General features: G+C 75.4%; 27 protein-coding genes. 15 read left to right on the top strand and 12 right to left on the bottom strand.

All coding sequences use genetic code 11. The features are described 5' to 3' along the window. Together pheT and pheS are read right to left on the bottom strand one after the other, a co-directional pair. The coding region (pheT, locus tag E4P41_RS15930) for a phenylalanine--tRNA ligase subunit beta (RefSeq protein ID WP_135142252.1) at nt 1-1945 on the bottom strand (1945 nt) is incomplete at its 3' end. Next, nucleotides 1942-3009, bottom strand: a complete 1068-nt coding sequence (gene pheS / locus E4P41_RS15925) for a phenylalanine--tRNA ligase subunit alpha (RefSeq protein ID WP_135142251.1) — start codon at nt 3007-3009, stop codon at nt 1942-1944. The genes pheT and pheS, both read right to left, overlap by 4 nt. A 194-nt stretch (nt 3010-3203) precedes the next feature. Here pheS and E4P41_RS15920 point away from each other — a divergent pair, with 194 nt between their 5' ends. Next, a complete protein-coding gene (locus tag E4P41_RS15920; RefSeq protein ID WP_135142250.1) occupies nt 3204-5483 on the top strand; it encodes an EAL domain-containing protein in 2280 nt (759 codons plus the stop codon). Nucleotides 5484-5559: 76 nt separating this feature from the next. Here the strand turns inward: E4P41_RS15920 and E4P41_RS15915 are convergent, their stop codons facing one another. From E4P41_RS15915 to E4P41_RS15895, 5 genes are all read right to left on the bottom strand, one after another. Next, on the bottom strand, nt 5560-6348 hold the full coding sequence (locus E4P41_RS15915; protein WP_135142249.1) for an RNA methyltransferase: 789 nt from the start codon (nt 6346-6348) through the stop codon (nt 5560-5562). Nucleotides 6349-6523: 175 nt separating this feature from the next. Next, nucleotides 6524-6919, bottom strand: a complete 396-nt coding sequence (gene rplT / locus E4P41_RS15910) for a 50S ribosomal protein L20 (RefSeq protein WP_135142248.1) — start codon at nt 6917-6919, stop codon at nt 6524-6526. A gap of 34 nt (nt 6920-6953) precedes the next feature. Then, entirely contained in the window at nt 6954-7148 is a 195-nt protein-coding gene (rpmI, locus tag E4P41_RS15905) for a 50S ribosomal protein L35 (protein ID WP_135142247.1), read from the bottom strand. Between the two features lie 204 nt (nt 7149-7352). Further along, nucleotides 7353-7976, bottom strand: coding sequence for a translation initiation factor IF-3 (gene infC / locus E4P41_RS15900; RefSeq protein WP_135142246.1), 624 nt, complete (start codon nt 7974-7976; stop codon nt 7353-7355). A gap of 280 nt (nt 7977-8256) precedes the next feature. Continuing rightward, nucleotides 8257-8754, bottom strand: a complete 498-nt coding sequence (locus E4P41_RS15895; RefSeq protein WP_135142245.1) for a PH domain-containing protein — start codon at nt 8752-8754, stop codon at nt 8257-8259. A 41-nt stretch (nt 8755-8795) separates the two neighbouring features. On the opposite strand from E4P41_RS15895, the gene E4P41_RS15890 reads away from it, so the two are divergent. After that, a complete protein-coding gene (locus E4P41_RS15890) occupies nt 8796-9845 on the top strand; it encodes an MBL fold metallo-hydrolase (RefSeq protein ID WP_209307749.1) in 1050 nt (349 codons plus the stop codon). Between the two features lie 202 nt (nt 9846-10047). Further along, nucleotides 10048-11163 carry a uroporphyrinogen-III synthase gene (locus E4P41_RS15885; protein WP_245177394.1) on the top strand — a complete coding sequence of 372 codons (1116 nt, stop codon included), beginning with the start codon at nt 10048-10050 and terminating at the stop codon, nt 11161-11163. 21 nt (nt 11164-11184) lie between these two features. Here the strand turns inward: E4P41_RS15885 and E4P41_RS23360 are convergent, their stop codons facing one another. Then, the gene (locus E4P41_RS23360) at nt 11185-11412 is read right to left on the bottom strand and encodes a hypothetical protein (RefSeq protein WP_245177393.1); all 228 of its coding nucleotides are present in this window, start codon (nt 11410-11412) and stop codon (nt 11185-11187) included. A 235-nt stretch (nt 11413-11647) separates the two neighbouring features. On the opposite strand from E4P41_RS23360, the gene E4P41_RS15875 reads away from it, so the two are divergent. Then, nucleotides 11648-12451 (top strand): hypothetical protein, encoded by an 804-nt coding sequence (locus E4P41_RS15875; protein WP_135142242.1) that lies wholly within the window; start codon nt 11648-11650, stop codon nt 12449-12451. Between the two features lie 157 nt (nt 12452-12608). Here the strand turns inward: E4P41_RS15875 and E4P41_RS22240 are convergent, their stop codons facing one another. After that, entirely contained in the window at nt 12609-12827 is a 219-nt protein-coding gene (locus E4P41_RS22240) for a hypothetical protein (RefSeq protein WP_167761111.1), read from the bottom strand. Between the two features lie 497 nt (nt 12828-13324). Here E4P41_RS22240 and E4P41_RS15865 point away from each other — a divergent pair, with 497 nt between their 5' ends. The 4 genes from E4P41_RS15865 to E4P41_RS22235 all read left to right on the top strand — a co-directional run bounded on the left by E4P41_RS15865 (nt 13325) and on the right by E4P41_RS22235 (nt 14966). Then, complete coding sequence (locus tag E4P41_RS15865) at nt 13325-13963, top strand: GNAT family N-acetyltransferase (protein ID WP_245177392.1); 639 nt, start codon at nt 13325-13327, stop codon at nt 13961-13963. Between the two features lie 117 nt (nt 13964-14080). Further along, nucleotides 14081-14323, top strand: a complete 243-nt coding sequence (locus tag E4P41_RS15860) for a type II toxin-antitoxin system prevent-host-death family antitoxin (RefSeq protein ID WP_209307748.1) — start codon at nt 14081-14083, stop codon at nt 14321-14323. After that, complete coding sequence (locus E4P41_RS15855; protein WP_280660872.1) at nt 14320-14718, top strand: PIN domain-containing protein; 399 nt, start codon at nt 14320-14322, stop codon at nt 14716-14718. The genes E4P41_RS15860 and E4P41_RS15855 overlap by 4 nt, the downstream gene beginning before the upstream one ends. A gap of 80 nt (nt 14719-14798) precedes the next feature. Beyond that, complete coding sequence (locus E4P41_RS22235) at nt 14799-14966, top strand: hypothetical protein (RefSeq protein WP_167761110.1); 168 nt, start codon at nt 14799-14801, stop codon at nt 14964-14966. A 73-nt stretch (nt 14967-15039) separates the two neighbouring features. Here E4P41_RS22235 and arfB read toward each other — a convergent pair whose 3' ends face one another. After that, nucleotides 15040-15483 (bottom strand): alternative ribosome rescue aminoacyl-tRNA hydrolase ArfB, encoded by a 444-nt coding sequence (arfB, locus tag E4P41_RS15850; protein ID WP_135142239.1) that lies wholly within the window; start codon nt 15481-15483, stop codon nt 15040-15042. 68 nt (nt 15484-15551) lie between these two features. Here arfB and E4P41_RS22230 point away from each other — a divergent pair, with 68 nt between their 5' ends. Beyond that, nucleotides 15552-16163 carry a hypothetical protein gene (locus E4P41_RS22230; protein WP_167761109.1) on the top strand — a complete coding sequence of 204 codons (612 nt, stop codon included), beginning with the start codon at nt 15552-15554 and terminating at the stop codon, nt 16161-16163. Between the two features lie 442 nt (nt 16164-16605). Continuing rightward, nucleotides 16606-17508, top strand: coding sequence for a homocysteine S-methyltransferase (gene mmuM, locus E4P41_RS15840; RefSeq protein WP_135142238.1), 903 nt, complete (start codon nt 16606-16608; stop codon nt 17506-17508). Nucleotides 17509-17591: 83 nt separating this feature from the next. Here the strand turns inward: mmuM and E4P41_RS15835 are convergent, their stop codons facing one another. Then, nucleotides 17592-18449: an SDR family oxidoreductase gene (locus E4P41_RS15835; protein ID WP_245177391.1), complete on the bottom strand. Its 858-nt coding sequence runs from the start codon at nt 18447-18449 to the stop codon at nt 17592-17594. Between the two features lie 114 nt (nt 18450-18563). Between E4P41_RS15835 and E4P41_RS15830 the strand changes: the two genes are divergently transcribed. Genes E4P41_RS15830 through E4P41_RS15810 form a run of 5 tightly spaced genes read left to right on the top strand, consistent with a single transcriptional unit; the run spans nt 18564 to nt 24079 of the window. Further along, nucleotides 18564-21116 carry a DEAD/DEAH box helicase gene (locus tag E4P41_RS15830; protein WP_135142237.1) on the top strand — a complete coding sequence of 851 codons (2553 nt, stop codon included), beginning with the start codon at nt 18564-18566 and terminating at the stop codon, nt 21114-21116. Continuing rightward, on the top strand, nt 21107-21691 hold the full coding sequence (locus E4P41_RS15825; protein WP_135142236.1) for a GNAT family N-acetyltransferase: 585 nt from the start codon (nt 21107-21109) through the stop codon (nt 21689-21691). Before E4P41_RS15830 ends, E4P41_RS15825 begins: the two co-directional genes overlap by 10 nt. A 42-nt stretch (nt 21692-21733) precedes the next feature. Further along, entirely contained in the window at nt 21734-22513 is a 780-nt protein-coding gene (locus tag E4P41_RS15820) for a sulfite exporter TauE/SafE family protein (RefSeq protein ID WP_135142235.1), read from the top strand. 55 nt (nt 22514-22568) lie between these two features. Beyond that, nucleotides 22569-23315, top strand: coding sequence for a hypothetical protein (locus E4P41_RS15815; RefSeq protein WP_135142234.1), 747 nt, complete (start codon nt 22569-22571; stop codon nt 23313-23315). Next, nucleotides 23312-24079, top strand: coding sequence for a sulfite exporter TauE/SafE family protein (locus E4P41_RS15810; protein WP_135142233.1), 768 nt, complete (start codon nt 23312-23314; stop codon nt 24077-24079). Before E4P41_RS15815 ends, E4P41_RS15810 begins: the two co-directional genes overlap by 4 nt. Before the next feature lie 120 nt (nt 24080-24199). Here E4P41_RS15810 and E4P41_RS15805 read toward each other — a convergent pair. Next, on the bottom strand, nt 24200-24669 hold a 470-nt coding region (locus E4P41_RS15805; protein ID WP_135142232.1), incomplete at its 5' end, for a hypothetical protein.

The raw sequence follows: 24669 nt of genomic DNA, 5'->3' as shown, positions 1-24669 counted from the left end.
GGGCGGCCTGCACCGCATCGGCCCACACCGCGGGTCGGCCGGGGCCCCACCAGCCGCGCGGCTCGCGGTTGCCGGCGAGTGCCACCGCGACGTGCCAGGGCTGGTCCGGCACCGCGCCGAGCAGCGCGGCGAGTGTCGCCTCGTCCGGACGCCGGTCGACGCCGGGCAACGGCGCGGGGTTGCGCTCCCCACCCGGGAAGACGGCGCCGTGCTCGAAGAGCGCGACGTCACGCTGGCCGCGGGCCAGGTTGCGCGCCAACGCGGCCAGCAGCCCCGGCAGCAGCGTGGTTCGCAGCGCCGGCTCCTCCTCCGACAGCGGGTTGCGCACGAGCACGACCTGCCGGCGCGGGTCGTCCCCGGGCAGGCCGAGCGCGTCCAGCGCCGCCGTCCCCACGAAGGGGAAGGACGGCGCCTCGACGTAGCCGAACTCGGCCAGCGACCGTCCGACGGCGCGCCGCCGGCGCTGGCGGTCGGTCAGCCCGCGCCCGGGTGGGGCGGTGGGCAGCACCGAGGGGACGTCGTCGTAACCGGCGAGCCGGACGACCTCCTCGACCAGGTCGGCCGGGTCGGTGAGGTCGGGGCGCCAGGACGGCGGGGTGACCGTGAGCGGGCCGCCGTCCCCGTCGACGGTGCAGCCGGCCGCGGCCAGCAGCTCGACGACCCGCTCCGGCGGGTAGGACACCCCCGCGACCCGGCCGGGCAGTGCGGCGTCGAGCGGGATCGTCGGCCGCGGGTCGCGGGTGTCGACGTCCACCGGCGCGCCGACGACGCGGGCGCCGCCGTACTCGGCCAGCAGCTCGGCGGCGCGGGCCAGCGCGGCCATGGTCATCTCCGGGTCGACGCCGCGCTCGAAGCGCTTGGCCGCCTCGCTGGGCAGCCGGTGCCGGCGGGCGGTGCGGGCCACGCCGGTCGGCTCCCAGTGGGCCGCCTCCAGCAGCACGTTGGCCGTCCCGTCGCCGATCTCGGTCGAGGCGCCGCCCATAACCGCGGCCAGCCCGATCGGGCCCGAGTCGTCGGTGATCAGCAGGTCGTCGGAGGCCAGCCGGCGGTCGACGCCGTCCAGGGTGGTCAGCCGCTCCCCTTCCCGGGCCCGCCGGACGACGATCGGCCCGCTCACCCGGTCGCGGTCGAAGGCGTGCATCGGCTGCCCGAGCTCGAGCATCACGTAGTTGGTGACGTCGACGGCCAGCGAGATGCTGCGGACGCCGGTCTGCGCGAGCCGCCGGCGCATCCACCACGGCGTCGGCGCGGTCGGCTCCAGGCCCTCCAGCGCGATCATCGAGAAGCGGTCGCAGCGGTCGGCGTCGGCCACGGTGACCGGCCAGGCCGGTTCGCCCGACCCGGCCGGCGGAGGGAGCGCGCCCGGGTCCCGCCACTCCACGCCCAGGCCGGTGCCCATCTCGCGGGCGATGCCGCGCAGGGCCAGGCAGTAGCCGCGGTCGGGCGTGATCGCCAGCTCGACGACGACGTCGTCCAGCCCGACCACCGGGCCGGCCGGGGTGCCCGGAGGCGGGGCGTCGTCCCCCAGCACGAGGATGCCGGCGTGGTCCTCCCCGACGCCGAGCTCGCGGACCGAGCAGATCATCCCGTCGGAGACGTGGTCGTAGGTCGTGCGCGCGGCGATGGCGAAGCCGCCGGGCAGCACCGCGCCGGGCAGCGCGACGACGACGGCGTCACCGACGGCGAAGTTGGTGGCGCCGCAGACGATGCCCCGAGGCTCCTCCTCCCCGACGTCCACCTGGCAGTACCGGATGGGCTTCTTGAAGCCGGTGAGCTCCTCGATCGCCAGCACCCGGCCGACGACGAGCGGGCCGGTGACCTCCTCGGGCCGGTGGATGTCCTCGACCTCGAGGCCCAGCCGCACGAAGGTGCTGTCGAGGTCCTCGACGCCGACGCCGGACGGGACGTCGACGTACTCGGCCAGCCAGCCGACGGGGACCCTCACTGCTCGACTCCGAACGCCGTGGTGAACCGGATGTCGCCCTCGGCGATGTACCGCATGTCGCCGACCGCCGAGCGGAACTGCAGGGCCCGCTCGATGCCCATGCCGAACGCGAACCCGGAGTACTCGTCGGGGTCGATGCCGCAGGCGACGAGCACCCGCGGATTGACCATCCCGCAGCCGCCCCACTCGACCCAGCGCGGGCCGTCGCGGTGCTCGGGGAACCAGACGTCGAACTCCGCCGACGGCTCGGTGAACGGGAAGTACGACGGCCGCCAGCGGGTGACCGCGTCGGCGCCGAACAGCGAGCGGGCGAGATGGTCGAGCGTGCCGCGCAGGTGCGCCATGGTCAGCCCCCGGTCGACGGCCAGGCCCTCGACCTGGTGGAACACTGGCAGGTGGGTCGCGTCGAGCTCGTCGGTGCGGTACACCCGCCCGGGAGCGACGACGTAGATCGGCGGCCGGCGCTCGAGCATGGTGCGCGCCTGCACCGGGCTGGTGTGCGTGCGCAGCACCAGGCCGGAGTCCTCGGGGGCGACGAAGAAGGTGTCCATCATCGTGCGTGCCGGATGGTCGCGGCCGATGTTGAGTGCGTCGAAGTTCAGCCACTCGGCCTCGAGCTCCGGGCCGTCGGCGACCTCGTAGCCCATCCCGACGAAGATGTCGGCGATCCGGTCGGTGAGCGTGGTGAGCGGGTGCCGGGCGCCGCGGGGCAGCCGGTCCCACGGCAGCGTGACGTCGACCCGCTCCTCGGCCAGCACCCGCGCGTCGCGCTCGGCCTCCAGCTCGGCCCTGCGGGTCTCGTAGGCCTCGGTGACGGCGACCCGGGCGGCGTTGACCCGCTTGCCGGCGTCCGCCCGCGCCGCCGGCGGCAGGGCACCGAGCTCGCGGCGGGCCAGCAGCACCGGCGCGCGGTCACCGAGGTGGGCCGGGCGGACGGCGGCCAGCGCCTCCAGGTCCCCGGCTCCGGCGAACGCCTGCCGGGCCTCGCCGATCGCGGCATCGAGGGCCTCGGCGGAGAGGGCGGCGACCTGCTTGGGGTCGTAGGGGTCGTTGGCGCCAGACACGGGAGGCCATTCTGCCCGGGCGCCCCGGCCGGCCGCTGCCGGGTTTGAGGTGCGGCCCGACCAGTGCTGCGAACCTGTGGCGATCAGCCGCTGATGACCACGAGATCGCAGCTCTCGGTGCGGCGGCTCCCCCGATGTAGCGAGCCGAGCCCCGGCGTCGCTCAACGTGGAACCGCAGCGTCCGATGGGAGGACGTGGCTTCCTCTTCGACCCATCCAGGCACGAGCATCGACGACGTCCTGCGGGACGGGACGGTGCGCAGCGTCTTCCAGCCCATCGTCGAGCTCGACACCGGCCGCGTGGTCGCCTACGAGGCCCTGGCCCGAGGGCCGCAGGGCCCGCTCGAGCGCCCCGACCACCTCTTCGCCGCCGCCCGCGAGGCCGGCCGCCTCGCCGAGCTGGACGCCGCCTGCCGGACGGCGGCGCTGCAGGGCGCCCTCGAGGCGGGCCTGCGGGCGCCGCTCACCCTCTTCGTCAACGTCGAGCCCGAGGTGCTCGACCGCGCGCCGATGGAAGACCTGCTGGCCATCGCGCAGGCCGCACCGGGCGGGCTGCGGGTGGTCCTGGAGATCACCGAGCGGGCGCTGGCCACCCGGCCGGCCGAGCTGCTGCGCACCGTCGAGCGGGTCCGCGCCGTCGGCTGGGGCGTCGCGGTGGACGACGTCGGCGCCGAGGCGCTGTCGCTGGCCTTCATGCCGCTGCTGCGCCCCGACGTGGTCAAGCTGGACCTGCGGCTGGTCCAGGAGCGCCCCGGCCCGGCGATCGCCGAGATCATGAACGCGGTGAACGCGCACGCCGAGCGCACCGGCGCCGTGGTGCTCGCCGAGGGCATCGAGGACGACGCCCACCTGCGCATGGCCCGCGCGCTGGGCGCGAGGCTCGGTCAGGGCTGGCTGTTCGGCCGACCCGACCCCGGCCCGGTCGAGGGCGCGGCCACCGGCGCGCTCGTGCTGTCCTCGCAGCGTCCGGACAGCGTCACCGAGGACGCCGACGTCTCCCCCTTCGCCTGCCTGCCGGTCGACGTCCCGCTGCGCGAGGCCCCCAAGGCTCTGCTGATCGAGCTGTCCAAGCAGCTGGAGCGGGAGGCGCTGCGGCTGGGGGCCGCCTCGGTCGTGGCCGCCACCTTCCAGGAGGCGCGGCACCTCACGTCGGCCACCACGCTGCGCTACCGCGACCTGGTGGAGCGCACCGGTTTCGTCGCCGCCCTGGGCGAAGGTCTGCCGGTCGAGCCGCTGCCCGGCCTGCGCGGCGCCGCGCTCGACCCGGCGGACCCGATCCGCGGCGAGTGGGACGTCACCGTGCTCGGCCCGCACTTCGCCGCCGCGCTGCTCGCCCGCGACCTCGGTGACGAGGGCCCCGACGCCGAGCGCCGGTTCACCTACGCGCTGACCTACGACCGCGACACCGTCGTCCGGGCGACCGCCGCCCTGCTGGCGCGGGTCGCGCCGCGCCAGGAGCCGCTGCCGCACGCCCCGCGGCCGGCCGCGGTCGGCTTGGCCACGCCGGCCCCGCCCGCCGCCGACCGGTTCGACGTCGGGGTGCTCGTCGGCGCCACCGGCGACCCGCTGGTGCACGGCGCCCTGGCCGCCACCCCGAGCGGGGTGTCGATCGTCGACGTCCGGCAGCCCGACCAGCCGCTGGTCTACGTCAACCCGGCCTTCGAGCGGCTGGCCGGGCTGGCGAGGTCGGAGCTGCTGGGCCGCAACTGCCGGTTCCTGCAGGGCCCGGACACCGACCCCGCCGCGGTCGCCGCCGTCCGCCGGGCGGTCGAGGCCGGCGAGGAGTGCCGGGTGACGATGCTCAACCACCGCGGCCCCGACCGGACGCCCTGGTGGAACGAGCTGCACCTCGCGCCGGTCGCCGGTCCGGACGGCACGGTCACGCACTACATCGGCACCCAGGTCGACGTCACCGCCCGCGTGGAGGCCGAGCGCGCCCTCGTCCAGGAGCGCGACCGCACCCGCGGTTACCTGGCCCGCATCGAGGAGCTGGCCTACACCGACCCGCTCACCGGGCTGCCCAACCGGCGGCGGCTGGCCGAGCAGGTCGAGACCGCGCTCTGGAGCGCCCGGGCCCGCGACGAGGCGGTCGCCGTGCTCTTCGTCGACCTCGTCGGCTTCAAGGGCGTCAACGACCGGCTCGGCCACGCGGCCGGGGACGAGCTGCTGGTCGCCGTCGCCGAGCGGCTGCGCGGCCGGCTGCGCCGCCACGACCTGCTGGCCCGGCTGGGCGGCGACGAGTTCCTCGTGGCGCTCACCGGCCTCGCCGAGGCCACCGCGGCCGTCGAGGCGCGTCAGGTGGCCGACGAGCTGACCGCGGTCATCGCCCGCCCGGTGGTGCTGCGCGACCGGGAGGTCGCCGTCCGCGCCAGCATCGGCGTCAGCGTCTGGCCCGGGGACGGCACCGACTTCCCGGCGCTGCTGCACTCGGCCGACCTGCGGATGTACGCGACCCGGACCGGCGCCGACCGCTGAGAAAGGACCTCCTCCCCCCATTCCTCGCACGCTCGGGACGGTGCCCGGGAGGAGGCCGGCACCCTCCCGTTCCCGTTCAGCCTTGGACGAGTTGGGTGGTGTAGAGGCAGATCGCCGCGGCGGCGGCGAGGTTGAGGCTCTCGGCGCGCCCGCGCATCGGGATGCGCACCCGCGCGTCGGCCAGCGCCGCGAGCTCGGCGGGTACGCCGCGGGCTTCGTTGCCGAACAGCCACACCACCGGCCCGGCGAGCTCGGGACCCAGCTCGTCCAGCGCTGTCTCTCCCCCGCCGTCGGCGGCCAGGACGGTGGCGCCGGCGGCCTGCAGCCGCGGCAGCAGGCCGGCCAGCGGCGCACCGCGGACGACGTCGACGTGGAACAGGCTGCCCGCGCTCGATCGGACCGCCTTCCCGCCGTAGGGGTCGGCCGAACCGGCGCCGAACACCACCGCTCCGGCGCCACAGGCGTCCGCGGTGCGCAGCACGGTCCCGGCGTTGCCCGGGTCGGCCAGCTCGGCGAGGGCGACGGTCAGCCGCGGCGGTGCGCCCACCAGGACGTCGGCCGGCACGTCGCGCAGCGCGCAGACGGCGACCAGCCCCTGCGGAGTGACCGTCTCCGACAACGACGCCGCCGCCCTCCCGGTGACCGGCCGGACCGGCACCGGCGTCCTGGCCAGCAGGTCGCGGTGCTCGGCTGCCGCCTCGGCGGTGGCGAACACCTCGCGCACGCCCGCGGGGTCGGCCAGCGCCTCGGCGACGGCCTGCCGCCCCTCGGCGAGGAACAGCCCGGCGGCGTCCCGGCCGGCGCGGCGGGTGAGCTTGCGCGCGGCGGCCACCCGCGCCGAGCGCTCGGTCAGCGGCTCGGTCACCACGTCGTCCTCGCCCCGACGTCCCTCGAGTGCGACGAACTCGTGGCGATCGGCGGCTGATGACCACGAGTTCGTCGCACTCGCGGGCGAGAGGTGGTGACCCACACGGCGACGCCGCCGGGGCGGGTCACGGGGACCCGCACCCGACGGCGTCGGCGTGCTGCGGACCGGGTGCTCAGGCGGCCGCGGTGCCGGTGCTGCCGCCGGCGGGGGCGGCGGCGACGGCGGCGCGGGCGGTCTCCACCAGCGCGGCGAACGCGGCCGGCTCGTTCACGGCCAGCTCGGCCAGCACGCGCCGGTCGAGCTCGATGCCGGCGAGCTTGAGGCCCTGCATGAACCGGTTGTAGGTCATGTCGTTCTGGCGGGCCGCGGCGTTGATGCGGGTGATCCACAGCTTGCGGAAGTCCCCCTTGCGCACCTTGCGGTCGCGGTACTGATAGGTGGCCGAGTGGAGGATCTGCTCTTTGGCCTTGCGGTACAGGCGGGACCGCTGGCCCCGGTAGCCGCTGGCGGCCTCGAGGGTCGTCCGGCGCTTCTTCTGGGCGTTGACCGCCCGCTTCACGCGTGCCACGGAAGGGCTCCTGTCTGTTCGTTCCGGAGGGCGCTCAGAGGCCCAGCAGCTTCTTCATGTTCTTGGTGTCCGCCGGGGAGATGACCTGGTCCTGGTCGAGCCGGCGCTTGCGACGCGAGGACTTGTGCTCGAACTTGTGCTGGTTGTTGGCCTGCTCACGCATGAGCTTGCCGGTGCCCGTGATGCGCACGCGCTTCGCGGTCCCCTTGTGGGTCTTTTGCTTCGGCATGTCCTCGGTCCTCGTTCGTGTGTGGCGGTGCCGGGCACGTCGACGCCGCGGCAGCCTCGGGGACTGCCGCGACGTCGGCCGGTTCCGGTGCCGGTGCGTCTGGTGGTGCGGTCATCGGCCCCGTCCCGGGTCCCGCCCCCAGCCTGCGAGGGGTGGGGAGGACGGAGTCCTTCTACGAGTGCTGGGGGGCAGGAGGGCCCTTCTTCAGGCCTGCGGGGCCTGCCCCTCGGCGGCCCGGTCGGCCTTCGCCTGCCGGCGAGCGCCGTCGGTCGCGGCCTGGTTCCGGTGCGGGGCGATCACCATGACCATGTTCCGGCCGTCCTGCTTCGGGTTGGACTCCACGACGCCGAGCTCGGCGACGTCGGCGGCCAGCCGCTGCAGCAGCCGGTAGCCCATCTCCGGCCGGGACTGCTCGCGGCCGCGGAACATCACGGTGATCTTGACCTTGTCGCCGCCTCGCAGGAAGCGCTCGACGTGGCCCTTCTTGGTCTCGTAGTCGTGCGGGTCGATCTTCAGGCGCAGCCGCATCTCCTTGATGACGGTGAGCGCCTGGTTCCGCCGGGCCTCGCGGGCCTTCTGGGCGGACTCGTACTTGAACTTTCCGTAGTCCATGAGCTTGGCGACCGGCGGCCGGGCCATGGGCGCGACCTCGACGAGGTCGAGCTCGGAGTCCTGGGCCAGGCGCAGCGCCTCGCCGATCGGCACGATGCCGACCTGCTCGCCCTCGGGACCGACCAGGCGGACCTCGGGGACGCGGATACGGTCGTTGATGCGGGGCTCGGTGATGGCCTCTCCTCTGCTTCTGCACGGGAGGGCTCGCTCGTCCACCGGACGCCGACGAGCAGAAGGCCCCGCGAGCTGCTGCTCGCGGGGCCCACTCGCCGGGGTACGCACGGGCCCGGGGGCTCGTGCGCGGCGCGGGCCCGGCCGGTGGCCGGGCTCCGCGATCCGGGACCTGGGCGCCTCGGCGGCGCCAGGTGGGAGCGGGCTCCTCTTGGTCGGCGGCCCGGGGCGGGGCCGCTCGTGTGGTTCGCGCGCCTCGTGTAGCGGGGAGGCACGCAGATGCTACAGCGTCGCGGGAGCGGCGGTCATTCCCGGGCCTGCGACGTCATTCGTCGTAGAGCAGCGGCGGAGGCGGTGGCTGCTGCGGTCGCTGCGCGCGAGCCGCGGCCAACAGCGCCCGCAGCCCCTCGACGGCATCGACGGCGCGGTCCCCGTCGGCGCCCTGGATGGCGAGCACGGCGAACTCGTCGTCGTTGGTCAGCAGCAGCGTCGCCCACCGGAACCGCCGGTCGAACCGGACGGCCTGCACCGCCGACCACGGCAGCTCCTGCTGGCCGAGCAGGTTGCGCACCCGGATGCCGGCGGCGTCGGCGTCCACCCGGGGGCGGCCGAGGGCCAAGATCCCGGCGCCGAACACCAGGCCGAGACCGACGATCGCCACCTGGTCGGCCACGGTGAACCTCGCGACGCCGGTGGCGTTGTCCGGCAGCGTCACCCCGACGTAGGCCAGGACGGCGGCCACCACGGCGGCGACCGCGGCGCACAGCAACCGCCACCGGCGGGGGACGGCGGAGACGGGAGCGGGGGGACCGGACGGCGGCACGGTCCCATGGTCGCAGCCGGTCGCCTGACAGAGTGCCGGGCGTGGATATCACCGGTACCGCTCAGCACGAGGCCTGGCAGGCGCGGTCGCTGCCGCCCGTGGAGCAACTGCGCGCCGATCTGTGGTCGATCCCCGTGCCCATCCCGCACGGCGGACTGCGCTACGTCAGCGTCTACGCGCTGGCGCTCGACGGCGGTGGGCTGGGCCTGCTCGACACGGGCTGGGGGAACGACCAGGCGTGGGCCGCGCTCGGCGAGGGCCTGGCCTCGATCGGCGCCGGGGTCGCCGACGTGCGCGGGGTCCTGGTCACCCACCTCCACTTCGACCACGTCGGCCTGGCCGAGCGGGTGCGCCAGGCCTCCGGGGCCTGGGTGGCCATGCACCCGGCGGACGCGGCGATCATCGGCTCACCGGTCCACCGCGACCCGGCCGCCTCGGTGGCCGCGGAGGCGGCCTTCCTCGTCTCGCTGGGGGCCGATCCCGACGAGGCCGCCGCGGACGTCGGCCCCGCCGAGCGCTTCGCGCCGTTCACGCGCATGGCGGTGCCCGACCGGCTGCTCGGGGACGGCGATCCGGCCGCCCTGCCGGGCTGGCGCCTGCGCGCCGTGCACACCCCCGGCCACACCCCCGGCCACCTGTGCTTCGCCGAGGAGCGGACGAGGCTGTTCTTCTCCGGTGACCACGTGCTGCCGCGGATTAGCCCGAACATCTCGACGACCCACGACGGCATCGCCGACCCCCTGCACGCCTACCTCGACTCCCTGGAGCGCGTGTCGGACCGGGAGCCGACCGAGGTGCTGCCCGCGCACGAGTGGCGCTTCCGCGGGCTGGCCGAACGGACCGCGCAGCTGCGCGTCCACCACGAGCACCGGCTGACCGAACTGCTGACCGCCGTCCGGACCCATCCGCGCAGCACGCCGTGGCAACTGGCCGGCCACCTGACCTGGTCCCGCCCCTGGGACCAGTACGAGCGGCGGATGCGGATCTTCGCGGTGACCGAGACCGACGCCCACCTGCGCCTGCTGGCCAGCCGCGGGCTCGTCGTCGGCAGTGGGGGTCCGGTGCCGACGTGGGCCGCTGCGGCCCGGTGACCCGCCACCTCCGGGGCCGCCGCACGGCCGGCGGGCGCCGGCGGCTGCGCTGAGCGGCGCCCCTTCCCGGCTTCCCAGGGCGCACGAGGTGGAACACGCACGCTGCGGCGAGGACACATCCTCGCAACGAGGACGACGCACCATGGGGACGCCGGACCGCGCGCGGACCGGCCACCGTGCCGCGCCCGACGAGGGGGATCCCGTGACCGATGCCGCACCGCAGACCGAGCCGTCGCCCCTCGTCGGTTACACCGTCGCCGTGACCGCGGCCCGTCGTCGCGAGGAGCTCGGGACGCTGCTGGAGCGCCGCGGAGCACGGGTCGTCTACGCGCCGGCCATCCGCATCGTGCCCCTGGCCGACGACGCCGAGCTGGTCGCCGCGACCCGCGCCGTCCTGGCGCAGCCGGTGGACCTGGTCGTGGCGACGACCGGCGTCGGCTTCCGCGGCTGGCTGGAGGCCGCCGACGCGTGGGGCCTGCCCCTGGTCCACCACCTGCGCGACAGCCGGGTGCTCGCCCGGGGCCCCAAGGCGCGAGGTGCCATCCGCGGCGGCGGGCTGGTCGACGCCTGGTCGCCGGCGTCGGAGTCGTCGGCCGAGGTGCTCGAGCACCTGCTGTCGGGCGCGGAGGGCCCGCTGGCCGGACGCCGCATCGCCGTCCAGCTGCACGGCGACCCGCTGCCGGACTTCGTCGAGGCCCTGCGCGGCGCCGGTGCCGAGGTGCTTCCCGTGCCGGTCTACCGCTGGGTGCTGCCCGAGGACGTCGCGCCCGTGCGCCGGCTCGTCGCCACGATCGTCGCCCGCGGGGTGGACGCGGTGACCTTCACCAGTGCCCCGGCGGCGGCCAGCCTGCTCGCCGTCGCCGAGGAGCTGGGCCGGCGGGACGAGCTGGTCGCCGCCCTCAGGGACGGCGTCCTGCCGGTGGCGGTCGGGCCGGTGACCGCCGCGCCGCTGACCGCTGCCGGCGTCCCGTCGGTGCAGCCCGAGCGTGCCCGGCTGGGGGCGCTGGCCCGCGAGGTGGTCGCCCGGCTGCCCGAGCGGGACCCGGTGCTGCAGGTGGGCGAGCACGAGGTCCAGGTGCGCGGACACGCCGTCCTGCTCGACGGCCGCCCGGTGGAGCTGGCGTCGGGCCCGATGGCGGTGCTGCGGGCGCTGGCCGCCCGTCCGGGCACCGTGCTGTCCCGGCCGGAGCTGGTGCGGGTGCTGCCCGGTGGGGGCGACGGGCACGCGGTGGAGATGGCGGTGACCCGGCTGCGCGCCGCGCTGGGCGCCCCGCTGGTGGAGACCCTCGCCAATTGCGGCTACCGGCTGAGGACGTGAGCGCCTCACCCTGGAGGTGGATCATGGGGTTGGCGGGACGCACACCCCGGACATGCGGGCCTGGGGGCGCAGGCAGACGACCCAGGTCACCACCAGGCAGACCACGTAGAAGACGATGAACAGGAGGTAGGCGGAGTCGCCGGTGCCGGTCGTCATGGACGACTGCCGGAAGGCCAGGTTGACCAGCACGCCGCCGAAGGCGCCGATCACCTGGCTGGCCGTCCACACGATCCCGGCGCCGACGGCCATGGCGACGACGTTGCCGAAGGTGATCCGGGCGCCGCCGAAGCGGTCGGCCGGCGAGCCGCCGAGCGAGCGGATCAGCGAGCGGAGCAGCGGGCCCAGCCGGGTGAGCGCGGCCGCCGTCAGCGGCCCCCGCCGATGCTGCCGGGCTGATCCCGTGTTCCGTCGTGCTCACCGGCGCTGACCCGCTGTGGTGAGGCCGGCGTGCACGCGAGGCCGGGCAGCGGAGATGATCGCCTTCGTGACTGCGACCGAGGACTCCCCGGCCACGGGTCGTGCGCTGCTCGAGGCCGGCTCCGCGGTCGCCGGCTCGATGAGCCGCGCCGCGGCGGCGCTGGTGTACCCCGACCCGGCCGGCCCGGCGCCGGTGGTGCAGCTCGAGGACCGGCTGGCCCGCTGCCTGCGGGTGGCGGCCGACGAGGCGGCCGGCATCCCCGTGTCCCGCGAGCGGTCCCGCGCCGGCGCCGTCCTGGCCTTCGCCGTCGAGCACGGTGCCGCCCTCTCCCGCGGCGGGCGTTCGGCCCGCGACGACGGCTTCTTCGCCCCGCGGGCAGGCGGCCGCTCGGCGGCCGACACGGTCACCGAGGCCGTGGTCGCCACCGCCCGCGGCTCGCACGAGGAGCGGCGGGTGCGGCACCTGGGCTATCTGCTGGCCGAGGTCGCCTCCTCCCCCGACCTGGACGCCGCCCTCGTCGACCGCGCGCTGCGGCTGGCCGCCGGGCTCTCCTGGCGGCAGCTGGTGCTGCTGGCCGGCGTCGGCCGCCGGGACCGGTCGCCGCTGCCGATGACCCCGCTGGCCGAGGACCCGCGCGGCTGGACGGCGTGGGGCGCCCGGGAGGACGTCGCCGAGCTGCAGCGGGCCGGGCTGCTGGATCCGCCTCCGGCCCAGCCCCGGCCGGGCGGCGCGGCCCTCCCCCGGCTGCGCCCGGCCGACCTGCGGCTGACCCGCCGCGGCGTGCTGGTGCACCGGTTGATGGCGCTGGGCTTCGTGCGGGACGACGACGTGTCCGCGATGCTGGCCGAGCTCGATACGCCCGGTACCTGACCCGTCCGGTCAGTCGCGGCCGAGGCGGTTCGCGGCGTCCGTGGCCGACACCGCCAGACCGGCCGCCAGGAGCGCGCGGTCGGCGCTCACCAGCGGGCAGCCGAGCGCGTCGGCGGCGGCTGCCCAGCTGGCGTCGGAGAAGGTCAGGCCGTACCGCTCACCCAGATCCGCCGCTGCGGCGTGCCAGGGACGGCCGGGGGTGGACCAGCGGCCCGCAGAGCTGCCGCACCAGCTCCAGCTGCTGGGCGACGACGGCTGACGGGAGACCGAGGGCGCGCAGCAGCACGTTGCCGAGCTCGTAGGCCGCCAGGTCGAGCACCAGGACCCGCTCCGCACCGGCGCGGTGGGCGGCGAGCAGGTCGCGCGCCGCGGCCACCTCCGACTCGCCCTCCTCGTGCACCCACTTGAGCCGGGCTGGCCGGGCGGCGAGCCCGAGGGAGCGGATGCACGTGCGCCATCGCCTCCTCCCCCTTCGCGTTGATCATGGGCGTGTTGCCGCCGACACGCGAGGACACGCTGCTGAGGGCGACAACTACTCCATGATCAACGGCCGGTGAGGGCGGCCGACGTGCCCGGCTGGGCCCCGCAGTCCCGGCTCGCATCGAAGTACTGCATCGCCGGAGGCATGGTGTCGGCCGGGTTGGAGCCGACCAGGACGACGACGTCGGCCGCGGCGATGTCGGCCAGCAGTGGGTCTGCGTCGTCCGGGTGCGCGGACCCACGCCGGCGAGCACTCCGGGCCGGGCGGTCGCGGTCACGGGGACGAGGTTCGACGGTGCCGGTTTCCCGACCGCGGCATCGGCGTCGAGCCTGCGTTCCGGAGACCTCACGCCGTCCCGTCGGGCGCTGTTGGGCCCTCTCTAGGCTGGCGTCGTGGCCGACCGCGTGGTGAGCGTGCGCCTGGGCGCCCCGTCGGTCCGCCCCGCCGAGCAGCGCGACGTCCCGCGGATCGCCGCGACGTTGACCCTCGCGCTGGCCTCCTCGCGGTGGGCCCGCTGGGCGCTTCCGGACGACGGGCGGGTGCAGCGGCTGACCCGGCTGGCCGAGCTCGATGGCGGCCACCGGGCGGTGTGGACCGGCACCGGCTGGGTGACCGAGGACGTCACCGCCGTCGCCGCCTGGGAGGCCCCGGGGGGCGCACCGGGCACCACTCCCCTGCCGGACGACGTGCGCGCCGCGCTGGCCCGCGAGCTGCCACACGTCCACGGCGCGCGCTGGGACGCCGTCCGCCGCACCCGCGAGCAGGTGGACGCCGCCCGACCGGTCGGGCCGCACTGGTGGCTGGCGCATCTGGGCACCCGGCCCAGCAGCCGGCGCCGCGGCTACGGCACCGCGCTGCTGCGGCCGGCGCTCGAGCGCTGCGACGCCGGCGGCCTGCCCGCGGCGACCGTCGTCTCGACGTGGGCGGCCGTCCGGTTCCTCCGGCAGGCCGGCTTCGAGGTCGACCGGGCGATGCAGAGCGCGGACGGCGAGCTGTCGCTCTGGCTACTGGCGCGCCGGCCGCAGGGCTGACCGTGCTCGGCCAAGGGACGAGCGGCGTCGCCGTCAGGAACCGACTCCACTCCTGCCTCCGGCATCGGGACGTCTCAGCGGGGGTATCCGATCCGGGTTGGTGCTACGCTGTCGCACATGGACGTCGGAGTCAGGGACCTCCGCAACAACACCGCCCGCGTGATCGACGCCTTGCGCGCGGGCGAGCGGGTCACGCTGACCGTGCGAGGAGAGCCGATCGCGGACATCGTTCCCCACGGTGGTCGCACACGGTGGCTCTCGGGGGCGGCCCTTCGGGATCAGCTCGGGCACCGGTCTGCGGACCCCGGGTTGCGGAGCGACCTCGACGAGCTCGCCGGTGAGACTCTGGCCGACCTGTGACGTCGGGACTGCTCGATACATCGGTGTTCATCGCCAGAGAGATGGACAGGCCACTCGGGCCGTTGCCCGAGCGCGTGGCGGTGTCCGTCGTCACGATCGGCGAGTTGGAGCTCGGCGTCCTTGCCGCAGTCGACGAGACGATCCTCGCTCGACGGGCCGACACTCTCGCTCTGGCGAGGGAGTCCGACCCGATTCCAGTCAGTGAAGCGGTCATGAGCGCGTGGGCACGGCTCGTCATCGATTGCCGTCGCGCGGGCGTGCATCGCACGGTCAGGCTCACCGACGCGTTGATCGCAGCCACCGCCGTCGTGCACGGGCTGCCGGTGGTGACGCAGGACGGGGACTTCGACCAGATCGCGACCGCCCACTCCTCGCTCCGGGTCATCAAGGTTTGACCCACCTACGCGGATGTCGGCGTCGCTGGGCCGCAGGCTCGGATCGACACCGCGTTCCGCAGGCGGACCCCCGTGCGGTGATGGATGACGTGGCCCACCTGCTGCCCGCCGTCCGCGCCGACCTGCTGCCCCGGCTGGGCCGGTACGTCGAGTCCGCCGCCGCGTACGAGGCGGCGGTCGCGCTGACCGGCACCGCCGTCGAGCGGGCCTTCCCGCAGCGGCGGCGCGCCGAGCTCGCCGGTGCCTGATGTCCGCCCCGCCGTCTGCTCCTGCAGGAGCTCGTGCTCTGCCCACCACGGTGGGCAGAGCACGAGGGTCCGGCTACCCCTGGTCCCAGCGGCGGCGGGAGCGCTTGAGCTCGCCGCGCTGCTTCTTGGCCTGGATCCGCCGCTCCTGCGACCCCCGCGTCGGCTTCGTCCGTCGCCGCGTGGAAGGTGGCGGGGCCAGCGCGGCGCGCAGCACCGCGGCCAACCGCTCGCGGGCGGCCTGCCGGTTGCGCAGCTGCTGGCGGTGCTCGCTGGCGGCGATGGTCAGCACGCCGTCCACCAGCCGGGCCGCCAGACGCCCGGCAAGCCGCTGCCGCTGCGCGTCGGTCAGCCCGGGCAGGTCCAACGGGACGACCGACAGCTCCACCCGGGAGTCGGCGGTGTTCACACCCTGCCCGCCGGGGCCCGAGGAGCGGGAGAACCGCCAGGACAGTGCGGCGGCGGGCACGACGAGGGACCCGGTGACCGGCAGGTCGCCGCTGGCGTCGTCGGCAGGCACGTCCCCAGTGTGACGACACGTCCTGTCCCGGCTACCGGGCCGTGATCGCGCGTGCCAGGGTGCGCTGGGTGACCACGGACACGGGGACGACGACCGCGCAGGCCGGGCCAGGTCCGGTGGCCGCCGCGGCCGTCGCGCTGACCTGTGCCGCGACGGCGGCCGGCACCCTCGTCGCCTGGCCGTCCCCGGATCGGACGACCTCCGGTTGGCAGGTCGCCGATGTCCCGCCGTCCACGGCCGGGCTGGTGGTGGCAACGGTGCTGATCTGCCTGGCGGTGGCCGCCGTCCTCGTCCGTCCGGGGTCGCTGCCCGGGCGCCTGGCCCCGGCGGCCTGGTGGGCGTTCGTCCTCGCGTCGGCGTTCGCCCTGGCGGGGCGCGCCCTGTACTTCGCGGCGCTGGCCGAGGACACCCTCGGCGCGGTGATTCCGGTCCTCGACTGGCTCTTCACTCTCGTTCCGGCGCTCGCCGTGGGACTGGCGACGCGGAGGGCCGGCCGACGGACGCGGCTGCGCGCCATCCTGGGCACGGCCGTCGTCACCCTGCCGCCGTTCGCCCTCGGCTGGGCGCTGCTGGAGTCCACCGGCGGCGTGGCGACCTTTCTGGGGGCGCTGTACAGCACGGCCTTCCTCGGCGTCGTGCCGCTGGTCGTCGCCGTCGCGGCCACGCGGCCGCGCGGCTGACCGGCCTCAGGCCGCGGCCGCCACGGGGTCGTTCCGCCGGCCGCGCCGGGCCGGCCGGACGGCGGGCGGCGCGGGCCGACCTCGCGCTGGTAGACGCGGACGGCGGTCACCGGGCGGTCTCCTACCCGCGTCCCCCGTCGCCCGGTGCCGGAGGCGTGCAGGCGCCGCACGGTGGTCGGCACGAGGAAGAGCCCGTCGACACGGCAGCCGATCGGGTCGGCCAGGCAGCAGCCGGTGTTGGGGAACAGCAGGTCGCGCAGGCACGAACCGTCGTGGTCCTGCCTCCGGCGCCGGTAGCCGTAACCCGGGCCGTAGTGCCGTCGGTACGTCCGGCCGTAGCCCGGCCCGCGCCGACGGGGACCCCAGCCGCTGCTCCAGATGAACACCATGCGCCGATCCCGCGGGGGCCTGCGCAGTGCGAGCCGGGTGGACGATCGGGAGCATGCCCGATCTCCCCCTCGCCACCGCCCTGGCCGCCGGGCCGGTGGTGCTCGACGGCGGCCTGGCCACCCAGCTGGAGGTGCAGGGGCACGACCTGTCCTCGGCCCTGTGGTCGGCGCGGCTGCTGTACGACGACCCGGAGGCGGTCGTCGCCGCGCACGCCGCCTTCGCCGCCGCCGGCGCCCAGGTGGCGACGACGGCCAGCTACCAGGTCTCGATCGAGGGCCTGGCCGCGGTCGGGCTGGACGCGGCGGAGGCCCGGCGGCTCGTCGTCCGCTCGGTGCAGCTGGCCGGGCGCGGGGCACCGGAGTCGTGGGTCGCAGGGTCGGTCGGTCCGTACGGGGCGGCGCTCGCGGACGGCTCCGAGTACACCGGCGGCTACGCCGGCGAGCTCGGCGTCGACCGGCTCCGGCAGTGGCACCGGCCGCGGATGCAGTGGCTGGCCGAGGCCGGTGCCGACGTCCTGGCCTGCGAGACGGTGCCCGCGGCCGCCGAGGCCGAGGCGCTGCTCGAGGAGGCCGACCTGCTCGGCCTGCCGGTGTGGCTCTCGCTCACCACGGTGGTGGACGACGAGGGCGCCGTCCGCACCCGCCGCGGGGAGCCGGCCGCTGACGTCTTCGCGATGGCCCACGGCGTCGAGGCGGTGGTCGCGGTCGGGGTCAACTGCACCGCGCCGTCCGCCGTCGGCCCGTCCCTGGCCGCCGCCGCACGAGCCGGCAAGCCCTTGGTGGCCTACCCGAACAGCGGCGAGGGGTGGGACGCCGCCGCCCGCCGCTGGACCGGCGCCGGCGGCGTCGACCCCGCGGACGTCCTGGCCTGGGTGGACGCCGGCGCACGGCTGATCGGCGGCTGCTGCCGGGTCGGCCCGGCCGACGTCTCCGCCCTCGCCGCGGCGATCAGGTGAGCTGATCGTGCACGGTCCGGGCTCGCGACCAGTTGTGAGCCCGGAGCCGAAACGACCAGCTCACCTGATCATCTCCGAGCGCCTCAGAGGATGGGCCGGCCGCCGGTGACCGCGACCCGGGCGCCCGAGACGTAGGAGGCCTCGTCGCTGGCCAGCAGCACGTACACCGGCGCCAGCTCGGCCGGCTGCCCGGCGCGGCCCAGCGGGGTGTCGCCGCCGAAGCTCTCCACCTTCTCCTCGGGCATGGTCGAGGGAATCAGCGGCGTCCAGATCGGGCCGGGGGCGACACTGTTGGCCCGGATGCCCTTCTCGCCGTACATCTGGGCCAGGCTGGCGGTGAAGTTGGCGATCGCCGCCTTGGTCATCGCGTAGGGCGCCAGCTGCGGACTCGGCGAGTCGGAGTTCACCGACGACGAGTTGATGATCGAGGCGCCCGGCTGCATGTGCGGGATGGCGTCCTTGCAGAGGGTGAACATCGCCGACAGGTTCGTGGCCAGGGTGTGGTCCCACTCCTCGTCCGGCACCTCCTCCAGCGACTCGTAGCTCATCTGGAAGGCGGCGTTGTTGACCAGGACGTCGACCCTGCCGAACGCCTCCACGGCCTTCGGGATGAGCGTCTTGGCGTGCGCCCGGTCGGCGAGGTCACCGGCGACCAGCACGCACTTGCGGCCGGCCTCCTCGACGTAGCGGGCGGTGTCCTTCGCGTCCTCGTGCTCGTTCAGGTAGGCGATCAGGACGTCGGCGCCCTCGCGGGCGAAGGCGATCGCGACGGCGCGGCCGATGCCGCTGTCGCCGCCGGTGATGACCGCGGCCTTGCCGGTCAGCTTCCCGGACCCGCGGTAGCTCTCCTCGCCGTGGTCGGGCTTCGGCGTCATCTCCCCCAGCGTGCCGGGGACGCTCTGCTGCTGCGCGGGCTGGGACTCGGGGCGGGGCGAAGACACGTCGTCCTCCAGGGGATGCGGGTGCGTACGGCCCCCGCCTACCCGCCCACCCGCCGCCGGAACCCGACCGCCTCGTCGGGAACCGAACCCGCGTCCGGCACGCTGTTCCCCACGATGACCGCCGCACCCCTCCTCGACGACACCCGCGACCTCACCGCCCTGCAGGCGACCGGAGCCGACCCCGACGAGCTGTTCACCACCTTCGCCACCTGGGCGGAGGGGAACGGCACGACGCTCTACCCGGCGCAGGAGGAGGCGCTCATCGAGCTGGTCAGCGGCGCCAACGTCGTCCTCGCGACGCCGACCGGCTCGGGCAAGTCGCTGGTGGCCACCGGCGCGCAGTACGCCGCCCTGGCCGCGGGACGGCGCAGCTACTACACCGCGCCGATCAAGGCGCTGGTCAGCGAGAAGTTCTTCGCCCTGTGCGGGCTCTTCGGCGCGGAGAACGTCGGCATGCTCACCGGGGACGCCGCGGTCAACCGGGATGCACCGATCATCGCCTGCACCGCGGAGGTGCTGGCCAACATCGCGCTGCGCGAGGGCGCGGACGCCGACGCCGGCCTGATGGTCATGGACGAGTTCCACTTCTACGGCGACCCCGACCGCGGCTGGGCCTGGCAGGTGCCGCTGCTCGAGCTGCCGAAGGCGCAGTTCCTGCTGATGAGCGCCACCCTCGGCGACACCACGGACCTGCGCGCGGACCTCACCCGCCGCACCGGCCGCCCCTCCGCGCTGGTCGCCAGCGCCGAGCGCCCGGTCCCCTTGCACCACTGGTACGCGACCACGCCGATGCACGAGACGATCCAGGAGCTGCTGGACACGAAGCAGGCGCCGCTCTACGTCGTCCACTTCACCCAGGCCTCGGCGCTGGAGCGGGCGCAGGCCCTGATGAGCGTCAACGTGTGCACCAAGGACGAGAAGGCCGCGATCGCCGACATGATCGGCGGCTTCCGGTTCTCCTCGGCCTTCGGGACGACGCTGTCGCGGCTGGTCCGCCACGGCATCGGCGTCCACCACGCCGGGATGCTGCCCAAGTACCGGCGGCTGGTCGAGCAGCTGGCCCAGGCCGGGCTGCTCAAGGTCATCTGCGGCACCGACACCCTCGGCGTGGGCATCAACGTGCCGATCCGCACCGTGGTCTTCTCCGCGCTGTCCAAGTACGACGGCACCCGCACCCGGCTGCTCAACGCCCGCGAGTTCCACCAGATCGCCGGCCGGGCCGGGCGCGCCGGCTACGACACCGCCGGCACCGTCGTCGTCCAGGCGCCCGAGCACGAGGTGGAGAACCTCAAGCAGTTCGCCAAGGTCGAAGGCGACCCGAAGAAGCGCCGCAAGCTGGTCCGCCGGAAGGCACCGGAGGGCATGGTGCCGTGGTCGGAGAGCACCATGCGGCGGCTGGTCGATGCCGACCCCGAGCCGCTGACCAGCCACTTCCGGGTGTCGACGGCGATGGTGCTCGACGTCGTCGACCGCCCCGGCGACCCGTTCCTCGCCATGAAGCGGCTGCTGACCGACAACCACGAGCCGCGCACGCGCCAGCTGCGGCACGTCCGGGAGGCGATCGGCATCGCCCGTTCGCTGCTGCAGGCCGGCGTCCTCGAGCGGCTCGACACCCCGGAGCCCGACGGGCGGCGCTACCGGCTGACGGTCGACCTGCCGCCGGACTTCGCGCTCAACCAACCGCTCTCGACGTTCGCCCTGGCCGCCATCGACCTGCTCGACCCGGACTCCGAGACGTACGCGCTCGACGTGGTCAGCGTTCTCGAGGCCACCCTCGACGATCCCCGGCAGATCCTGGCCGCCCAGCTGAACAAGGCCAGGGGTCAGGCTGTGGCGCAGATGAAGGCCGAGGGGATCGAGTACGACGAGCGCATGGAGCTGCTCGAGGAGATCTCGTATCCCCAGCCGCTGGCCGAGCTGCTCGAGCACGCGCTGGAGGTCTACACCCGGTCCAACCCGTGGGCGCGCGACGCGCACCTGTCGCCGAAGTCCGTCGTCCGGGACATGTGGGAGAACGCCTACACGTTCCGGGAGCTGGTCAGCACCTACGGGCTGACCCGGGCCGAGGGCGCGGTGCTGCGCTACCTCTCCGACGCGTACAAGGCGCTCCGCTCGGGCGTCCCCGCCGCCGCGCGCACCGAGGAGGTCACCGACCTGGTCGAGTGGCTCGGCGAGCTGGTCCGCCAGGTCGACTCCTCGCTGCTCGACGAGTGGGAGCAGCTGACCAGCCCCGACCAGCCGCTGGAGGCCCCGGTCGCCGTCCCGGCCCGCCCCCGGCCGCTGACCGGCAACGAGCGGGCGTTCACCGCGATGGTGCGCAACCAGCTGTTCCGCCGGGTGGAGCTGTTCGCCCGCCGCCGGTGGTACGACCTGGGCGAGCTCGACCGCGGCTCCGGGTGGGACGCCGAGCGCTGGGGCGAGGTGGTGCAGGCCTACTTCGCCGAGCACGCCGAGCCGAACACCGGCGCCGACGCCCGCGGCCCGGCACTGCTCATCTGGGACAGGGGCGAACCCGGCGTCTGGCGGGTGCGGCAGATCCTCGACGACCCCGCCGGCCACCACGACTGGGGCTTCGACGTCGAGGTCGACCTCGATGCCTCCGACGAGGAGGGCGCCCCGGTCATCCGGCTGCTCGACGCCGGCCGGAAGGACGGCGCATGGACCTGAGGCACGTCACCACCGCACGGCTGGATCTGGACGCCGTTGTCCCCGCCGACCTCGACGAGCACTTCGTCCTCATGTCCGACCCCGGCACCTGGGCGCACCTCCCCTCGGGCCGGCACGTCAAACCCGAGCGGACGGCGGAGGGCATCGCGCACTCCCAGCGGCACTGGGCCCGCGGCGGCCTGGGCTACTGGACCGCCCGGCTGCGGAGCGACGCCGACGTTCCGGGACTGCGCCCCGGACAGGTGGTCGGCACCGGTGGTTGCGCCGTCCGCGAGGGAATGTCGTGGTGGAACCTCTACTACCGGTTCACCCCGCCGGCGTGGGGCCGCGGGCTGGCCGCCGAACTGGTGACCGCCGCCCTCGACGCGGCGCACGCCGTCGCCCCGGACCGCCCCGTGGTCGCCTACCTGCTCGAGCACAACGCCGAGTCCCGCGGACGGGCCGAGCGGGCCGGGCTGTCGCTGCTCTGGCGGGGGCCGGATGCGGGCAACCCCGACCCGAACGCCGTCCGGCTGGTCTACGCCGACCGCCCGCTCGACCACGGGCTGCTGGAGCGGGTCACCGCCCTGCCGTGAGGCCCGGGCGGGCGCCGTGCCACGCTCGCCGATGATGACCGCATGACCGTGCTCGAGATGCTCGCGGTCGCCGCGGCCGGGCTGGCCGCGGGCGCCATCAACGCCGTCGTCGGCTCGGGCACGCTGGTAACCTTCCCCGTGCTGCTGGCCGTCGGCCTGCCGCCGGTGACCGCGACGATCAGCAACTCGCTGGGCCTGGTGCCGGGGAATCTCGCCGGTTCGTTCGGCTACCGGCGGGAGCTGGCCGGGCAGCGCTGGCTGGTGGTGCGGCTGCTGCCGGCCTCGGTGCTCGGCGCGCTCACCGGCGCTTTCCTGCTGCTGCACCTGCCGGCGAGCAGCTTCGAGACCATCGTGCCGACGCTCGTCGGGCTGGCCGTCGTCCTCGTCGCCGTCCAGCCGCTGGTGCAGCGTGCCCTGGCCCGGCGCCGGCCGGAGGGGACGCCGGCTGGGCGGATCGGGCCGGGCCGGCTGGCCGCGCTGTTCGCCGGCGCCTACGCGACCGGCAGCTACGGCGGTTACTTCGCGGCCAGCCAGGGGGTCCTGCAGATCGGCGTCTTCGGTCTGCTGCTGCGCGAGTCGCTGCAGCGGCTCAACGCGATCAAGAACGTGCTGACCCTCGCGGTCAACGGCGTCGCCGCCGGCGCCTACGTGGTGGTGGCCACCGACCGCGTCGCCTGGCGGGCCGCCGCACTGGTCGCCGCCGGCGCGCTGCTGGGCGGCTACGTGGGTGCCCGCTTCGGCCGCCGGCTGCCGTCGGGCGTGTTGCGGAGCGCGATCGTCGTGCTCGGTTGCGTCGCGATCGGGGTGCTGGTGACCCGGTGACACGCCCGGACCGGCCGGTGCCGGGGCCGCTGGGGCCGGGCGGCAAGCTGGACCTATGACGGCTGGTGCAGCGCGACGCTTCGACGAGGCCCTGGCGTCCTCCCCAGCGGAGCTGGCCGGCCCGGAGCTGCTGCCGGCCCGGCTCGCCCGCGCCTGTGCCCGCGCCCTGGAGGTCGACGGCGCCGGCCTGAGCCTGCACGTCGGCGTGCTGCGGACGCCGATCGGCGCGAGCGACGCGGTGACCGCGCACGCCGAGCGCCTGCAGTTCACGATCGGCGACGGTCCCTGCCTGCGCGCCCACGACGACGGCGCGGAGATCGCGTTCGCGATGGAGGACATCGAGCGCAACTGGCCCCAGCTGTGGGCCTCGCTGCGCAGCGACACCTCGTACCGAGGGGTGCTCTCGGTGCCGCTGCCCCCGCCGATGGGGCCGCTGGTCGTCCTCGACCTGTACGTACGCGATCCCGCGACGCTGCCCGAGCTGGACCGCGGCGACGTCCACGCGGTCGCCCGCTCGGCCACCGCGGAGCTGGCGCTCACGGTGACCGGTCCGGAGTTCCCCGACGACGGCAGCAGCTGGCTGGACGGGCCCGACGCGCGCCGGCGGGCCCACGTCTGGCAGGCCATGGGACTGGTCGGCATCGCCTCCGGCCTCGACGCCACCGACGCCATCGCGACCATGCGGGCCGCCGCGATCACCACGGGCCGGGTGGTCGACGACGTCGCCGAGGACCTCGTGGCCGGCCGGCTCGTGCCCGCGGACCTGCAGGCCGCCCCCGGCCCGGAGGACGCCGCCGGGTGACGCCGCTGGAGTTCGCCTTCCTGGTGCTCGCCGGCGTCGGCGGGGGGCTGACCGGCAGCATCGCCGGCCTGGCGTCGCTGGTGAGCTACCCCGCGCTGCTCGCGACCGGGCTGCCCCCGGTCGCGGCCAACGTGACCAACACGGTCGCGCTGGTGCTCAACGGTGTCGGTTCGGTGAGCGCCTCGCGGCCGGAGCTGCGCGGGCAGAGCCGGCGGCTGCTGCGGTTGTCGGCCGGCGCGGTGGTCGGTGGCGCTGCCGGTGCGGCGCTGCTGCTGCTCACGCCGTCGGAGGCCTTCGAGCGGATCGTGCCGTGGCTGATCGCCGGCGCCGCCGTCGCCCTGCTGGTGCAGCGGCCACCGCGGGAGCTCGCGGCGCAGGGTGCGGCGGCACACCCGACGCACCGCGACCCGTGGTGGCTGCCCCTGGGGACCTTCGCCATCGCCATCTACGGGGGCTACTTCGGCGCCGCGGCCGGGGTCATGATGCTGGCGATGTTCCTGCTGTCCACCGGCGAGGGGCTCGCGACGGGCAACGCGTTGCGCAACGTGGTGCTCGGTCTGGCCAACCTGGTGGCCTCGATCGGTTTCGTCGTCCTGGCGCCGGTCGCCTGGTCGGCGGCCCTGCCGCTGGCGATCGGGTTGTTCGTCGGCGGCCGCCTCGGCCCGTCGGTGGTGCGCCGGGCGCCGCAGCTGCTGCTGCGCCGACTCATCGCCGTGGCCGGGCTCGGGCTGGCGGTGCACCTGGCGGTCCAGGCCTACGGGTGAACGGCCCGGACGCCGCGGACGACGCCCGGAGCCGCGCTCGGCTGACGACATGTCCGGTCGGCTTCCGCGCCCCGGTCCGCTCCTCGCTCGCTGGCGTTCGCTGCGCTGCTCCCGGGGCTGTCAGCTGACGTAGGCGGCCAGGAAGAGGACGAACGCGCTGGCCAGCAGGAGCAGCCGGGCCGGCGTGAGGCCGTTGATGAGGTTCGCCGTCGCCTCGACCCAGGCAGGACGGATGCCGGCCTCGCGCGCGCCGCGGCGCACCAGCCGCACCTCGTCGGCGAGCAGCGCGCCGGACGCGCCGAGCATGCCGAGGCCGACGGTCAGGAAGACCAGCGCCAGGCGCTCCTGGAAGTCCTCGGCGACCCCGCCGAGCAGCAGCGCGACGACCAGGCCGGCGAACAGGCCGAGCACCGCACCGGCGACCGGGGCCCACGGGCCCATCCGGGTCGTGGGGAACGGGCGGCGGGCGCCGATCCGCGGCCGGCCGGTCACCGGGCCGGTCGAGCGGTGCCCCTCCGGTGCCGCACCCGGAACGCCGGACGGTGCCGGGGTGGCACCGGGGGCCGGCGGCTCGGCCGGCTGCGGCGGCG

It is taken from the genome of Geodermatophilus sp. DF01-2 (genome assembly GCF_004571065.1).
In the GTDB taxonomy this organism is placed as follows: domain Bacteria; phylum Actinomycetota; class Actinomycetes; order Mycobacteriales; family Geodermatophilaceae; genus Geodermatophilus.
The sequence above is the reverse complement of the archived record's forward strand: the minus strand, read 5'-3'. Positions and strand labels throughout refer to the sequence as shown.